Genomic DNA, 13,748 nt, shown 5'->3' on the forward strand with positions numbered 1-13,748 from the left:
TTTTGCCCCACCTCGCCGTTCGCTCACGCATGAGCGACGGCCAGGCGACCGGAGACGACGAGCGCGACGGTACGCCCGTCGTCTCCGAATCCGACCTCGACTGGGACGAGTACGACCACGGCGGCCGCCGGTTTCGCCGGAAGCGACTCGGCGTCGCGGCCGGCGGTGAGGAGTTGGGAACGAGCCTCTACGAGCTCGAACCGGGCAAGCGGACGTGGCCGCGCCACTACCACGCCGGCAACGAGGAAGCGGTCTACGTGCTCGGCGGCGAACTGACGCTGTATCTGGAGCGCGGCGCGGACGGGGACGACGGCGAGGTGAGTGAACACGTCCTCGAACCGGGCGACTACGCGGCGCTGCCGAGCGGGCCGGACCACGCCCACGAGGTCGAAGCGCGGGGCAGCGAGACGGCGCGGTTTCTGGTGATCTCGACGATGAACGAGCCGGACCTGTCCGTTCTCGTCGATCGCGACGCGGCAATGCTCTTTGCTGGAGGTGCGCCCGGCAACTACGACGACCGCTACATCTCGAAGACCGTCGATCTGGGTGCCGAAGCGGAGTACTGGGCGGAGTAGAAAGTTCCGCACTAACTCCGGGTCGGCCACCGCTGTCGTCGATCTCGAAGAGATTTTCGCTTCGTTCACACTCTGTATTCGGCCGCTATTGAACTGCCAACCCGGAATTTACAGACTCGTCTTCGTGTCGATTCGGCGCTCGTCGGGGTGTCTGGATGAAGCTATTTACCGGTAATTCACCACTCGATCGATAGTCAATATATTCATAAGAACAAACGTTATGTGAAATAGTTTTTTTTTTTAGATATCATTATTACTAATGGCAATCCCTCAACAGTAGTAGTTGGCTCGCAATGAGCAACGAAGAGACAAGCAGCCGATCGACGGACAGCGACACTGATCATTCCGAGTCGAGCCGGCGACAGGTCCTACAGGCGGTCGGTAGTAGCGCGGTGCTGGGCGTAGGCCTCTCGCAAGCCTCTGGAAGCGTAGCCGCTCGGGACGACGACAGCTACGAGACGGAACGACTCTCGGAGAAAGAGGCGGGAGAACTCCGTGGCGAAGTGATGTCTTCGAGCGCGTTCAAAACGGTTCGCCAGGAGTTGCAAGATAGGGACTTCTGGCCTGGTCTCGGTGAAAAAGTTATTTCTGCGAGAGTAATACTGGAGGCGTCCGATGAGGAGTACGAGGTATTCAAGACGGTCTGTGACTACACTGGCGAAGCAGACAACAAAGAACATAATGCAGTCTTATACGCGAAGAAACAGAACGGCACCCTCGTCGTTCGCAGTGTCTGCCACCACGAGGGGAACTCGGTGATGATCCACGAATCTGATTGTAAAGTGGGAGACAACTCCGGAGCTGACGAGACACTCACCCAGCACAAGATCCCTGTCGTTGGAGGAGGTGCGTGAGCATGCCGCCGGAACTCGATGGATACGAGCGTGTTCACACAGTCAGGGCAAGTGAACTCTGTGACGAGGTCCATGACTTCAAGGATTGGGTTGAAGAACAGGTCGACAGCTCCGACGATATCGAGGACGGCGCAGCGGCGGTCGGTTGTGCCACGGTGAGTATATTAGGGTACGGGGCAGGACCCGGCGGATCCTTGGCCATCCTCAGTGTCTGTGCTGGTCCGATCGTCGCTTGTGCCGCTCAAGACGCTATTGAGAGCAATGTTCCATGTGGGGACCCGAAGATATACATCTACATCCCCGAGTCGGAAGTGGTTGCGAACACTACTCAGGCCGCAATAATGATGGTTGATTGTGAGGAGGCAATTTCAGATGATATCGAACAGTTAGCAGACGATATGCAGCAGACTGCCGAAGAGTACGGTGAAGACATATACGACTATACAGTCAGTACCGGAGATGAGGTGGCCGATGCATTAGGCGATGCGGCTGCAAGCGCTGAGGAAGTCGCTGATGACCTGATCAGTAGTGGCTTGAGCCTTCTCCCATAACTATCACAAAACACTAACTGACATAGCGCCCCAAATAACGTATGAAGATTGTATTCACGGGATTCGAACTATTCGGTATCGCGTTGGTCCTCACCACCGCCATCATCACGACGTACGACTTTGAGGTCCAGTACGGCACGACGACTGGATGGATACTCTTAGCTCTGCTTGGGATGGCGATAGTCACCGTCCACAACATCAGGCACCCGCGCGTGGATCAGAACTCGAACGATGGAACGACCGAGTGAGGATTTCTAACTCTGCCTTGCTCGTTCGCCATCTCCGTACCGGCGAGGAAGTCGATGCGGACGCACGGTCACCGCCCGGATCAGGGATCTCGGTGATGAACGACGCTCGAAATTCCGAATCAGTTCACTAACCGCCTTCGGATGGCGCTTCCATCTGAGAAGCGAACAGCAACACGACCGGGTTAGTGGCGAAAAGGGGCGTTTGAACGTACGGAAGCCGTTTTTTTGTGGGGGACGACGAGCCGAACATGCGACGACGCGCCTTCGTGGCCGCCCTGGCGTTCGGATCGGCGGGCTGTCTCGGCCTGGCCGGTCGAGACGCCGACGGATCGCCGGATGACGGAATGGAATCAGATCCGACGCCCGCGACCGATGCGCGGACGCGAACCGTCGAACCGGCCGAGCAGCGCGTCCCACAGTCTGACCCCGAGGCGGAGTCGCCGGACGAGACGTACCGCCTCGGCGACGGGCCGCCCAGCGGCGCGCAGGCGCACGAACTCGTCGTCTGGCGGGACGGCCCGGTGCGGCCGGTAACCGTCGAGGTGTCGGCGCCGGCGGCCGACATCGCCGTCTCGCCGACGCCACAGCTGGAACCCGGCGCGTACCTGCTGTTCGAGCTGACCGAGCGCGTCGACTACGAGGTGGCCGTCCACGTGAAGGGCGGGACGTGGTACGGGTTCGACATCGCGGCGAACTACGTCGACTGCAACGACTCGCGGACGACCGTCCGGGTCCCCGAGTCGGAACCGGTCGAGTACGGGACGTTCACCACGTCGATGGCCTGTTCGGTCGGGACGGCGTCGACATCAGATGACGGCGGGGACGGCTGACCGCTCGCGGTCCCGACTGGAGCCCGGTCCACGCGGGTAAGGCGGACGGCCGGCCTCGCGATAGTTCAGCTCAGTCGTCGCCGCCGTGCGGGTCGAACACGCCGCGGCGCAGCCCCTCGCGGACGGGCTCGTGCTCGGCGTCGGTCGGCGGCGGCGCGGTCACGAGCAACGCTTCCAGTCGACTGTCATCGTCTGCTCTCACGCCGCGGTCGACGCCGGCGGGGACGGCCACCACGTCGCCGGGCGCGACCTCGTGGTCGGTGTCGCCCTCGCGGACGACGCCCGTCCCCTCGCGGACGTGGACGACCACGTCGCTGTCGGGCGCGTGGACCGGGATGAACTGCCCGGGCTCGAAGTAGCCACAGACCGCCTTCAGGTGGTCGCTCTTGAAGACTCCCTGCGCGGAGAACTGGTCGTCGTCGTACTCCCGTTCGGCGTCGAAGTCCGTCGCTGGCATGGCTAGAACGTCGACGCCGCACCGAAAGGCCGCTGGGCCGAACGGGTTCGGCCGCGTCGTCGGCGTCCGGAGAGCGGCCGCGAGTCAGTCGCGGACCGCGCGGATCCCCTTCTTCGCGCCGTAGTAGGCCCACTCGGCCGAGTAACAGAAGACGCAGCCGCGGAACTTCGGTCTGCTCGGCCCTTCGTCCGACTCGCTCGCGTCGGCTGTGGCGGTCATGGTCGGACCAGAGGACTCACCGGGCAAGAAAGTACCGTCGATGTGTGCGGCGACCGCACGGGTCGCCGGCCCGCTCTCGGGCGAGCGACACGCTTATTCGCGCCAGGCGACGATCCATGACAACGCGATGAGCACCGAGACGCCGGACGCGAGCGAGTCCGAGCCCGACGAGCCCGAGGCCTTCCTGCAGGCCTGCCGGGAGCTCGTCGACCGGATCCTCGCGGGCGAGATCGAGAAGGACGATGTCGAGCAGGCGAAAAAGGAGGTCTGCGGGAAGTACTCCTCGCCGAAGGTACCTCGCAACTCCGACCTCATCGACTTCGGCCCCGACGACCGCCGCGAGGAACTGGAGGAGGTCCTCCAGCGCAAGCCCGTCCGGACCGCCTCGGGCGTCTCGCCGGTGGCGATCATGACCTCACCCCATCGGTGCCCGCACGGGAAGTGCCTCTACTGTCCCGGCGGTCCGGATTCGGAGTTCTCGTCGGCACAATCGTACACCGGTCACGAGCCCGCGGCCGCCCGCGGGGTCCAGAACGACTACGACCCCTACGGGCAGGTGCGCCTGCGGCTCGAACAGCTCCGGCAGATCGGCCACCCCGTCGACAAAGTAGAGTTGATCCTGATGGGCGGGACGATGACCGCCCGGAGCCACGACTACCAGGAGTGGTTCGTCAAGCGCGCGCTCGAGGCGATGAACGAGTACGACCCGAGCGGGAACCCGGAGCCCGCCGAGGACGAGAGCTTCGCGCAGGCACCCGAGGAGTACGAGTTCAGTTACCTCGAAGACGTGATCGCCGAGAACGAGACCGCCGACGTGCGCAACGTGGCGACCACCTTCGAGACCAAGCCCGACTGGTGCGACCCCGAGCAGATCGACCGGATGCTCGACCTCGGGGCGACGAAGGTCGAGGTCGGCGTCCAGACCACCTTCGAGCGGATCAACCGCGAGATGCACCGTGGCCACGGCGTCCAGGCCTCCATCGACGCCAACCGCCGGCTCCGGGACTCGGGGTTCAAGGTCGGCTTCCACATGATGCCCGGCCAGCCCGGGATGAGCAAGGAGATGTGCCTCGAAGATTTCCGGCGCATCTTCGAGAACACCGACTGGCGGCCGGACTTCCTGAAGATCTACCCCACCCTCGTCGTCGAGGGGACGGTCACCTACGACTGGTGGCGGAAAGACGAGTTCGAGCCGCTGGACAACGACGAGGCCGCCGAACTCGTCGCGGAGATCAAGTCGATGATCCCCGAGTACACGCGCCTCCAGCGCGTCCAGCGGGACATCCCCGCGGACTTCATCGAGGGCGGCGTCTGGAAATCGAATCTGCGGCAGCTCGCCCGCCAGCGGATGGAGAAACACGGCTGGACCTGCGACTGCATCCGCTGTCGGGAGGTCGGCCACCACGACGAGGAGCCCGAGGAGGTCACCCTCGACACCGATGTCTACGAGGTCGCGGGCGGCCGCGAGCACTTCATCAGCTTCGAGGACCGCGAGAAGGGGGTCCTCGTCGGGTTCTGCCGGCTGCGGTTCCCGAACGACCCCGTGCGCCGCGAGCTGCAGGGCGCCGCCGTGGTCCGCGAACTCCACGTCTACGGGAGCGAGGTCGGCGTCGGCAAGTCGGCGGGCGACGGCGACGGGAGTCACCAGCATCAGGGGTACGGCAGGCGACTCCTCCGCGAGGCCGAGCGGCTGGCCGCCGACGCGGGCTACGGCAAGCTGGCCGTCCTCTCGGGCATCGGCGTCCGGCAGTACTACCGCGAGAAGCTCGGCTACCGCCAGGACGGTCCGTACGTCAGCAAGCGGCTGTGAACGGCCGGAGCGAGCGCACGGCGAGCACTCAGCCGTTTTCCCCGGAGGATCGCGCGAGTGCGTCGCCGGTCACGGTTCCGGCGGCGGCGTCTCCTCAGGTCGGGTCGGACCACCATCGTCGGTCACGTAGCTCCCGTAGTCGACTTCGGCCCAGTAGAGCCGGCCGTCGTAGCGCACGACGTAGGAGCCGCCGTAGTCGGTCTCCTCGACGGGTTCGTGTGCGCGGAACCGGTCGACCAGCGAGTCGAACGCCTCGTTGTCGCTGTCCTCGATGTAGTTGGTGCCGTTCAGCGCGTCCTCGACGACCGTCCGCTCGGCGTCGGACAGGTCCGAGAGCTCGAACTCGTGACGGGCCCGGAGCGACTCGGCGTAGGCCTCGTAGCTCTCGGCGACCAGTTCGGCCTCGTAGCGGTAGACGGTCAGCGTCTCCCGTTCGGTCTGTACGTCGATCGGGTAGACCTCCCCCTCGTATCTGACCGCGTCGTACTCCTGTGTCGGGGCCAGCACCGACGACTCGGCGTCGCTCTCGGTGTAGATGGCACCGACGCCGAAGTCGTACCCCGGCTCGAGGCGCTCCTCGTCGGGCGGCTCCTGGGTGAGCACGAACTCCAGGGTCTCCCTGTCGACGGCCGGCAACTCGTCGTAGTCGACGACCGTCCCGTCGACCGACGAGGCGTTGAAGTCGATCCGGATCCCGACGTCGTACCCCGGCGCGGTCCCGTTCTCGGCGTAGTCGACGGCGTAGAACCGCCCGTCGTGACGGAAGGGCAGTTGCTCCTCGACCGGCGGGTAGTCACCGACCGCCGTGGCGGTCCCGTTCTCGATCGCTCGTCGCACCACGCTCTCGTCGGCGTCCGGCGGCGCGTCGGCGGGGACGGGACGGCTCGCCTCCTCGGCGAGCGCGCGGTCGTCGACGGGGGTGAGCGAGATCGACCCCGCCGCCGAGCACCCGCTCAGTCCCGCGAGGAGGGCGACGAGCCCGAGGGCGAGGACAGTCCTGCGTCTCATATCGGAGAGTCGTCGATGCGACATGAATGTCTTGTGTAGGCCCAAACCCGGATTTGACTCTCGGTCCGCGACCCCGCGACGGGTCCCGAAACCGGGCGCGGCCAGTACCGTTTTCCCGCTCGCTCGACTACCACAGACAGAGATGCCGACTGAACTCGCGGACGGGGTCTGGCTGCTCGACATCGGGCTGGTGCCGCCGTTCGCGACCAACGGCTACCTCGTCGACGACGGGACGGTCACCCTCGTCGACCCCGGCCTGCCCTGGAATCGGCCCTCGCTCGGCTCGGAGCTGAGCGAGATCGGCTACGAGGTCGGCGACATCGACCGCGTGTTCCTCACCCACTACGACATCGACCACACCGGCGGCCTGCGGGCGCTCGACGGCGCGTTCGACGGCCCCGTCTACATCGGCGCCGACGACCTCGCGCTCGGCAGCGGCGAGAGCGACCCGAAACTGCTCCACCACAAGGGCCTCTTTCACCGGGTCGCGCGGCGGCTCTACCCGCTGCCGGACCACATGGATATCCGCGCCGTCGAGGACGGCGAGCAGATCGGCCGGTTCACCGCCTACCACACCCCGGGGCACAACCCCGGCCACACCGTCTTCGTCCACGACTCCGGGGCCGCCTTCCTGGGGGACCTCCTCTGGGAGGACGACGGCCGGCTCACCCCGCCGTTCTGGCTCGACTCCTACGACATGCGGGCGCTGACCGAGAGCATCCGCGAGTTGAGCGAGCGCGTCCCGCCGTTCGAGGTCGCCGCGATGGGCCACGGCACGCCGCTCGTCTCGGACGGCCGACGGGCGCTGCTGGAGTGTGCCGCCCGATTGTAGGACTGGGTACCGATTCCAGTAGTTCGTGACGTGGTGTCTCGGGTAGTCGGCCCGGATGGGCCCGAGTGACCGCGACTACAACTGACAGCAGGCGCTGAAAGCCCTCGGCGCGCTCGCTAGCTGGAGTCAGCATCGCAGTCGACAACAGGCGATGAAAGCCCTCGGCGCGCTCGCGGTCGCTGTCTCCGAAAATCGAAGATTTTCGGGATCGGGCGAGAGCACAGCTCTCGCAGACCTCGCGAATCTTCGATTCGCTCAGTGACGAGAGAGCTTCGCTCTCTCGAACCAAGCGGGATATCCGCGCTTTCGGCACCGCCCGCGCGGATTGTGGCCCGCTCAGGCGACTGAACTGAACGCGAGCGCGCCTCGCCTTTCAATCCGCCAGGGACCGCACAACACCGCACCGCGCCCCGCACAGCACCGCAGACAGCCACGAACCTCCCCAGCCGATTCGCTCCTGTCGTCGCTCATCCCTCGCGCGGCTGCGGTCGCGCGCATGAACGCGCGCTCCAGCGCGCGCCGACCGCACCGCAACCACACGTATCTGGACTGCGGCTGCTGACCGCGAACGTGTCGAGGACTTCCCGTCTCAGAACCTCGCGGCGCGGAGCGCGGTCTCGATGTGGTCGTAGGGGTCGTCGGTGACGCTGGGGCCGTGGCCGGTGTGCATCTCGGAGAGCTCCGGCGAGACGGTGTCGCGGAGGTACTCGATGCTGTCGATCAGGACCTCGCGGTCGCCCTCGGGGAGGTCTGTGCGGCCGAAACTGCCGTTGGCGAACACGAGGTCGCCGGCGAACAGGACTTCCGGGTCGTCGGCGTAGAGGCAGATGTGGTCGTCCTTGTGGCCGGGAGTGTGCAGCGCCTCGTAGCTGTGGTCGCCCAGCCGGACGGTGTCGCCGTCGGCGACGGCGTGGTCGACCAGTTCGTGGTCGGGGTCGAACCCCCACACGTCGCAGTCGAAGGCCTCGGCGAGAGCGTCGGTATTCCCGACGTGGTCGGGGTGGGTGTGGGTGAGGACGACAGCGTCGAGGGCGGCGTCGCGGTCGCGCACCTCGGCGACGGCGTCGAACTCGTTGCCGGCGTCGACGAGAGCGGTGCGCTCGCCGGTGACGAGGAAGGCGTTGCTGGTGAAGACCTGCTGGCCCCGGGCGACGTTTTCGATCACGGCCGCCGGTACTCCCGCCGGGGCGGTGAGCGTGTCGGTTCGCGACCGGCGCGGGGCCGCAGTGAGCCCGCTGCCGGTCGGTCGCCGAGACGGCGGAAAACCGGCCGACTGAAGCTATCAGGCGCGCGAGCCGGACCCACAGGGCTATGTGTGATGAACGACAACGACGCCGTAGAGAGCAGAATGACAGGATCGGAAACGCCAGTCGTGCTCATCGTCGAGGACGAGCCCGACGTCGCCGAGACGTACAATCTCTGGCTCGCCGACGACTACGACGTCAGGATGGCCGGGAGCGGCGACGAGGGACTGGCCGAACTCGACGACGAGGTCGATGTGGTCCTCCTCGACCGGATGATGCCGGGGCTTTCGGGCGACGAGGTCCTGGAGCGGATCCGCGAGCGGGGGCTGGACTGTCGGGTGGCCATGGTGACGGCGGTCGAACCGGACTTCGACATCCTCGAGATGGGCTTCGACGCGTACCTCTGCAAGCCGATCCGGAGCCAGCAGCTCCACGAGACCGTCGAGAACCTGCTGGACCGGTCGACCTACGACGACCTGCTACAGGAGTACTACTCGCTGGTCGAAAAACAGGCGACGCTCGAGGCGACCAAGAGCAGCGCCGAACTCGCAGACAACGAGGAGTACCTCGAACTGCGCGAACGGGTCGAGGAGCTGGAGTCGGAGCTGTCCGACACCCTGGGTGGCATCGACAACGACGAGGACTTCATCGCGACACTGCGGGGTCTCGGCGATGTCGAGGAGTAGTGATTCCGAGACGATGTACGACCTGACCGACGTGCTCGACTTCGAGGCGCTGGAGGCGGTCCGCCCGGGGTCGAACATCCTCGTCTCCGGCCCCGCGATGAGCGGCAAGGAGGACCTGGCGATGTCAGTACTGGCCGACGGCGCCGAGCGGGGCCAGGGCTCGCTGGTCGTGACGACCGGCGACCGCGCCGAGAACGTCCTCGAGGACTTCCTCGAGCGGGCGCCCGGCGCCGACGAGTCGACCGTCAGCGTCGTCGACTGCCGCGGCGACGGCAGCCGCCGCGGCGAGGCCACCGCCGCCGGCAGCTACGTCTACCACGTCTCCTCGCCCGGCGACCTGACCGGCATCGGCATCGGGATCACCGAGTGCCTGGAGTACCTCCACAACAACGGCGCCGAGAGCGGCCGCTTCGCGCTCACGTCGCTGTCGACGATGCTCACCTACACGGACCGCAAGACCGTCTTCAAGTTCTGCCACGTCCTCTCTTCGCGGTTCGACTCCGCCGGCTACCTCGGCCTCTTTACCATCGACTCGTCGGCGCACGACGACCAGACCCTGCAGGTCATCAAGCAGGCCTTCGACGGCATGATCGAGATCCGCGAGGAAGAGGGTCGCCGCGAGGCCCGCGTCCTCGGCCTCGCCGGCCAGCCGACCGAGTGGCAGGAGTTCTGACTGCCACCGCGGTCCGGTATCACCGTCTCCGGAGCCCGGCCGAAGCCAGTGGCTCGCCGCGTGACCTCACGGACTCCGTAGTCCGCCGATCGAACGACTGCCGATCAATCGTAACGATAATTACCGGACGAATAATCGATATTAGGTCCTATTACCCACCTTGTGGGCAAAGTTTATGCATAGAAACGACAGATGTGAAAGTGCAACGGTCGAACGCGAGAGCGTCCGGCCGGGCACGTTCGAGCCACCGGGGTGACGCCCGGACCGAACAAGGAGCATCGCCCGCGAACCAGCCACTGCCAGCCACTGCCAGCCACCATCACCACTGGTCCACCACCGTGGTGCTGTCATCGGACAGGCTACTCGGCCCCGAGTAGCCGTTTTCGACATCGTGACGGGCCGGCGGATCCACCGCCCATCCCGTCGGGAACATTCCTCGGGTGAGTCACGTTTCGCCAGCGATGGCCGGGGTTTAATCCGCCGACACGCGTACTCGTCGGGCATGGGAACGAGCGACCGACCGGAGGGTGACCCCGCCGGCGACCCGCGGGCGGAGTACGACTACGCGGCCGACGCGGTGGCGCGGCCGGGACTGGTCGCCGACCTGGACGAGCGGGTCGCGGGCGAGGTGCGGTTCGACGACTACTCCCGGGAGCTGTACGCGACGGACGCGAGCATCTACGAGGTGACGCCCGTCGGCGTCGTCTACCCGGAGTCGACCGCCGACGTGGCCGCCGTCGTCTCCTACTGCGCCGAGCGGTCGATCCCGGTGCTCCCGCGGGGCGGCGGCACCTCTCTCGCCGGACAGACCGTCAACGAGGCCGTCGTCCTCGACTTCACGAGACACATGGACGCCGTCCTCTCGGTCGACCCCGACGAGCGGCTGGCCCGCGCCGAACCGGGCGCCATCCTCGGTGAACTGAACGCCGAACTCGCCGCCCACGACCTGAAGTTCGCACCCGACCCCGCGTGGGGTGACAAGTCCGCGCTGGGCGGCGCCATCGGCAACAACTCCACGGGCGCCCACTCGCTGCAGTACGGCAAGACCGACGCCTACGTCGAGGAGTGCGAGGTCGTCCTCGCGGACGGCACGGTCACACGCTTCGGCGAGGTGACGCTCGACGAACTCCGCGAGCGGGCGGACCCTAAGGGGGACCTGGAGGCACGGATCTACGCCGAACTCGCCCGGGTCGTCGACGAGGAGATCGACGCCGTCGAGGCGGCGTTCCCGGAACTCAAGCGCAACGTCTCCGGGTACAACCTCGACGCGTTCGTCGCGGAGGCCCGCGAGGCGCTGGACGCCGAAGCCGGCGGCGACACCGACGGCGCTGCGGCGGGCGAGACGGCCGACGGCGAACCGGCCACCGTCAACGTCGCCCGCCTGCTCGCGGGCAGCGAGGGGACGCTCGCCATCGTCACCGAGGCGACCGTCTCGCTGGAGCCGGTGCCGGAGACGAAGGGGCTGGCGCTGCTCACCTACGAATCCCTGCTCGACGCGCTGGAGGACGTGCAGCCGATCCTCGAACACGACCCCGCCGCGGTCGAGGTGCTGGACGACGTGTTGCTGGACCTGGCCGCCGAGACCGAGGAGTTCGGGGACTTGGTCGACTCGGTGCTCCCCGAGGGGACCGGTTCGGTCCTGCTCGTGGAGTTCTACGCCGAGGACGACGAGGAGGGGCGCCAGCGAGTCGCGGACCTGATCGCCGACCGGGTCGGCGCCGCCCAGGGCGCGCACGTCGTCGACGCGGCGACGACCGAGGCCGACCCCGCCGAGGGCGCAGCCGACCTGACCGACGCGCCGATACGGGCGTTCGCGGCCCGCGAGGCCCACGAGGAGGCCGAGCGAGCGCGCTTCTGGAAGCTCCGCAAGAGCGGCCTCCCCATCCTGCTCTCGCGGACGACCGACGCGAAACACGGCAGTTTCATCGAGGACACCGCCGTCCCGCCGGAGAACCTCGCGGGCTTCGTCGCCGACTTCCAGGCGGTCCTGGAGGACCACGACACCTACGCGAGCTTCTACGCCCACGCGGGGCCGGGCTGTCTCCACATCCGGCCGCTGATAAACACGAAGACCGTCGACGGCGTCGCGGCGATGGAGTCCATCGCCGACGCGGTGACCGACCTGGTCGTCGAGTACGACGGCTCGGTCTCGGGCGAACACGGCGACGGCCGCGCCCGCTCCCAGTGGAACCGGAAGCTCTACGGCGAGGATGTCTGGGAGCTGTTCCGCGATATCAAGGCCACCTTCGACCCGGACTGGCTGCTCAACCCGGGCCAGGTCGTCGGCGTCGACGCGGCCGACGTGGAGGCGGGCGAGGCGCCCGCCCGCGCCCGTACGGTCGACATGACCGAGAACCTCCGGTTCGACCCCGACTACGCCTTCGACGCGGGGTTCGAGCCGGAACTGAACTGGGACAACGACAACGGGATGCAGGGCATGGTCGAGCTCTGTCACGGCTGCGGCGGCTGTCGCGGCGGCCAGGACACCACCGGCGGCGTGATGTGCCCGACCTACCGCGCGGCCGACGAGGAGGTCACCGCCACCCGCGGGCGGGCGAACATGCTCCGCGGGGCGATGAGCGGCGACCTCCCCGACGACCCCACGGACGACGAGTTCGTGAGCGAGGTGATGGACCTGTGTATCGGCTGCAAGGGCTGCGCGCGGGACTGCCCGAGCGAGGTCGACATGGCGAAACTGAAGGCGGAGGTCGAACACGCCCACCACGAGGAACACGGGACGAGCCTGCGCGAGCGCGTCTTTGCCAACGTCGACCGGCTGAGCGCGCTGGGGAGCGCGACCGCACCCGTCTCGAACTGGCTGCAGAAACTCCCCGGGAGCGGCGTCGTCACCGAACGCCTGCTCGGCATCGCGCGCGAGCGGACGCTCCCGACCTTCGAGCGGGAGTCGTTCGTCGACTGGTTCGCCGGCCGCGAGGCGGGCGTCCCCGAGCACGAGGCCGAGCGGAAGGCGCTGGTCTTCCCCGACACCTACACCAACTACAGCCACCCCGAGGCGGGGAAGGCGGCGGTCCGCGTCCTCGAAGCGGCGGGCGTCCACGTGGACGTGCCCGACGACGTGGCCGCCAGCGGCCGCGCGGCCCACTCGAAGGGCTTCCTCGACACCGCCCGCGAGCGCGCCGAGCGCAACGTCGATGAACTCGCACCGCGGGTCGCCGACGACTGGGACCTGGTCGTCGTCGAACCCTCCGACGCGGTGATGTTCCAGCACGACTACCTGGACCTGCTCGCCGGCGCGGCCGCCGAGACGGTCGCCGCCAACGCCTACGGGGTCTGCGAGTACCTCGACCGCTTCCGCCTCGACGAGGGGATCGACTTCGACGCACCGGGGGAGTCGCTCACCTATCACGGTCACTGCCACCAGAAGGCCACCAAGAAGGACCACCACGCCGTCGGCGCCCTCCGCCGGGCCGGCTACGAGGTCGACGCGCTCGACTCGGGCTGTTGCGGCATGGCCGGGTCGTTCGGCTACGAGGCCGAACACTACTCGATGAGCAAGGCGATCGGGTCGATCCTCTACGACCAGGTCGACGACAGCGACGGGGAGACGGTCGTCGCACCCGGCGCATCCTGCCGCTCGCAACTCGCCGACCGCGAGGGCGGCGAATCGCCTCCCCACCCCGTCGAGCGGCTCGCAGACGCGCTCGACACCGCCCCGGAGTGACCGCGGTCGACGCCGGCTCGAGTGATGTGTGGTACTACACCACACTCCGACCCGCCAGGTTTTAATAGGGGCGTCACCT

General features: G+C 67.0%; 14 protein-coding genes. 10 read left to right on the forward strand and 4 right to left on the reverse strand.

Annotation, left to right across the window (positions count from 1 at the left end):
- Positions 1–29 precede the first annotated feature (29 nt).
- From ACMGFG_RS21715 to ACMGFG_RS21735, 5 genes are all read left to right on the forward strand, one after another.
- Positions 30–575, forward strand: coding sequence for a cupin domain-containing protein (locus ACMGFG_RS21715; RefSeq protein ID WP_436932388.1), 546 nt, complete (start codon positions 30–32; stop codon positions 573–575).
- Positions 576–868: 293 nt separating this feature from the next.
- Positions 869–1,429 (forward strand): hypothetical protein, encoded by a 561-nt coding sequence (locus ACMGFG_RS21720; protein WP_436932389.1) that lies wholly within the window; start codon positions 869–871, stop codon positions 1,427–1,429.
- 2 nt (positions 1,430–1,431) lie between these two features.
- On the forward strand, positions 1,432–1,980 hold the full coding sequence (locus tag ACMGFG_RS21725) for a hypothetical protein (protein ID WP_436932390.1): 549 nt from the start codon (positions 1,432–1,434) through the stop codon (positions 1,978–1,980).
- 41 nt (positions 1,981–2,021) lie between these two features.
- Positions 2,022–2,228: a hypothetical protein gene (locus ACMGFG_RS21730; RefSeq protein WP_436932391.1), complete on the forward strand. Its 207-nt coding sequence runs from the start codon at positions 2,022–2,024 to the stop codon at positions 2,226–2,228.
- Positions 2,229–2,476: 248 nt separating this feature from the next.
- Entirely contained in the window at positions 2,477–3,058 is a 582-nt protein-coding gene (locus ACMGFG_RS21735; RefSeq protein WP_436932392.1) for a hypothetical protein, read from the forward strand.
- Between the two features lie 70 nt (positions 3,059–3,128).
- Here ACMGFG_RS21735 and ACMGFG_RS21740 read toward each other — a convergent pair whose 3' ends face one another.
- Entirely contained in the window at positions 3,129–3,515 is a 387-nt protein-coding gene (locus ACMGFG_RS21740; protein WP_436932393.1) for a cupin domain-containing protein, read from the reverse strand.
- A gap of 84 nt (positions 3,516–3,599) precedes the next feature.
- A complete protein-coding gene (locus tag ACMGFG_RS21745) occupies positions 3,600–3,734 on the reverse strand; it encodes a hypothetical protein (protein ID WP_436932394.1) in 135 nt (44 codons plus the stop codon).
- A 127-nt stretch (positions 3,735–3,861) separates the two neighbouring features.
- On the opposite strand from ACMGFG_RS21745, the gene ACMGFG_RS21750 reads away from it, so the two are divergent.
- Complete coding sequence (locus ACMGFG_RS21750) at positions 3,862–5,544, forward strand: tRNA uridine(34) 5-carboxymethylaminomethyl modification radical SAM/GNAT enzyme Elp3 (protein ID WP_436932395.1); 1,683 nt, start codon at positions 3,862–3,864, stop codon at positions 5,542–5,544.
- Positions 5,545–5,613: 69 nt separating this feature from the next.
- Here ACMGFG_RS21750 and ACMGFG_RS21755 read toward each other — a convergent pair whose 3' ends face one another.
- Positions 5,614–6,552 (reverse strand): hypothetical protein, encoded by a 939-nt coding sequence (locus ACMGFG_RS21755; protein WP_436932396.1) that lies wholly within the window; start codon positions 6,550–6,552, stop codon positions 5,614–5,616.
- A 142-nt stretch (positions 6,553–6,694) separates the two neighbouring features.
- Here ACMGFG_RS21755 and ACMGFG_RS21760 point away from each other — a divergent pair, with 142 nt between their 5' ends.
- Positions 6,695–7,384 (forward strand): MBL fold metallo-hydrolase, encoded by a 690-nt coding sequence (locus tag ACMGFG_RS21760; protein ID WP_436932397.1) that lies wholly within the window; start codon positions 6,695–6,697, stop codon positions 7,382–7,384.
- Between the two features lie 589 nt (positions 7,385–7,973).
- Here ACMGFG_RS21760 and ACMGFG_RS21765 read toward each other — a convergent pair.
- Positions 7,974–8,549 (reverse strand): MBL fold metallo-hydrolase, encoded by a 576-nt coding sequence (locus ACMGFG_RS21765; protein WP_436932398.1) that lies wholly within the window; start codon positions 8,547–8,549, stop codon positions 7,974–7,976.
- Between the two features lie 183 nt (positions 8,550–8,732).
- Here ACMGFG_RS21765 and ACMGFG_RS21770 point away from each other — a divergent pair, with 183 nt between their 5' ends.
- The 3 genes from ACMGFG_RS21770 to ACMGFG_RS21780 all read left to right on the forward strand — a co-directional run bounded on the left by ACMGFG_RS21770 (position 8,733) and on the right by ACMGFG_RS21780 (position 13,669).
- Positions 8,733–9,314, forward strand: a complete 582-nt coding sequence (locus ACMGFG_RS21770) for a HalX domain-containing protein (RefSeq protein WP_436932399.1) — start codon at positions 8,733–8,735, stop codon at positions 9,312–9,314.
- 13 nt (positions 9,315–9,327) lie between these two features.
- The gene (locus ACMGFG_RS21775; protein WP_436932428.1) at positions 9,328–9,987 is read left to right on the forward strand and encodes an RAD55 family ATPase; all 660 of its coding nucleotides are present in this window, start codon (positions 9,328–9,330) and stop codon (positions 9,985–9,987) included.
- Positions 9,988–10,489: 502 nt separating this feature from the next.
- On the forward strand, positions 10,490–13,669 hold the full coding sequence (locus tag ACMGFG_RS21780) for an FAD-binding and (Fe-S)-binding domain-containing protein (protein WP_436932400.1): 3,180 nt from the start codon (positions 10,490–10,492) through the stop codon (positions 13,667–13,669).
- Positions 13,670–13,748: the final 79 nt, after the last annotated feature.

The organism is Halosimplex halobium (assembly GCF_051414055.1).
GTDB lineage: Archaea > Halobacteriota > Halobacteria > Halobacteriales > Haloarculaceae > Halosimplex > Halosimplex halobium.

Coding starts and splice junctions, on each gene's coding strand:
- ACMGFG_RS21715 (WP_436932388.1), top strand. CDS start 30: ATGAGCGACGGCCAGGCGACCGGAGACGACGAGCGCGACGGTACGCCC.
- ACMGFG_RS21720 (WP_436932389.1), top strand. CDS start 869: ATGAGCAACGAAGAGACAAGCAGCCGATCGACGGACAGCGACACTGAT.
- ACMGFG_RS21725 (WP_436932390.1), top strand. CDS start 1,432: ATGCCGCCGGAACTCGATGGATACGAGCGTGTTCACACAGTCAGGGCA.
- ACMGFG_RS21730 (WP_436932391.1), top strand. CDS start 2,022: ATGAAGATTGTATTCACGGGATTCGAACTATTCGGTATCGCGTTGGTC.
- ACMGFG_RS21735 (WP_436932392.1), top strand. CDS start 2,477: ATGCGACGACGCGCCTTCGTGGCCGCCCTGGCGTTCGGATCGGCGGGC.
- ACMGFG_RS21740 (WP_436932393.1), bottom strand. CDS start 3,515: ATGCCAGCGACGGACTTCGACGCCGAACGGGAGTACGACGACGACCAG.
- ACMGFG_RS21745 (WP_436932394.1), bottom strand. CDS start 3,734: ATGACCGCCACAGCCGACGCGAGCGAGTCGGACGAAGGGCCGAGCAGA.
- ACMGFG_RS21750 (WP_436932395.1), top strand. CDS start 3,862: ATGAGCACCGAGACGCCGGACGCGAGCGAGTCCGAGCCCGACGAGCCC.
- ACMGFG_RS21755 (WP_436932396.1), bottom strand. CDS start 6,552: ATGAGACGCAGGACTGTCCTCGCCCTCGGGCTCGTCGCCCTCCTCGCG.
- ACMGFG_RS21760 (WP_436932397.1), top strand. CDS start 6,695: ATGCCGACTGAACTCGCGGACGGGGTCTGGCTGCTCGACATCGGGCTG.
- ACMGFG_RS21770 (WP_436932399.1), top strand. CDS start 8,733: ATGACAGGATCGGAAACGCCAGTCGTGCTCATCGTCGAGGACGAGCCC.
- ACMGFG_RS21775 (WP_436932428.1), top strand. CDS start 9,328: ATGTACGACCTGACCGACGTGCTCGACTTCGAGGCGCTGGAGGCGGTC.
- ACMGFG_RS21780 (WP_436932400.1), top strand. CDS start 10,490: ATGGGAACGAGCGACCGACCGGAGGGTGACCCCGCCGGCGACCCGCGG.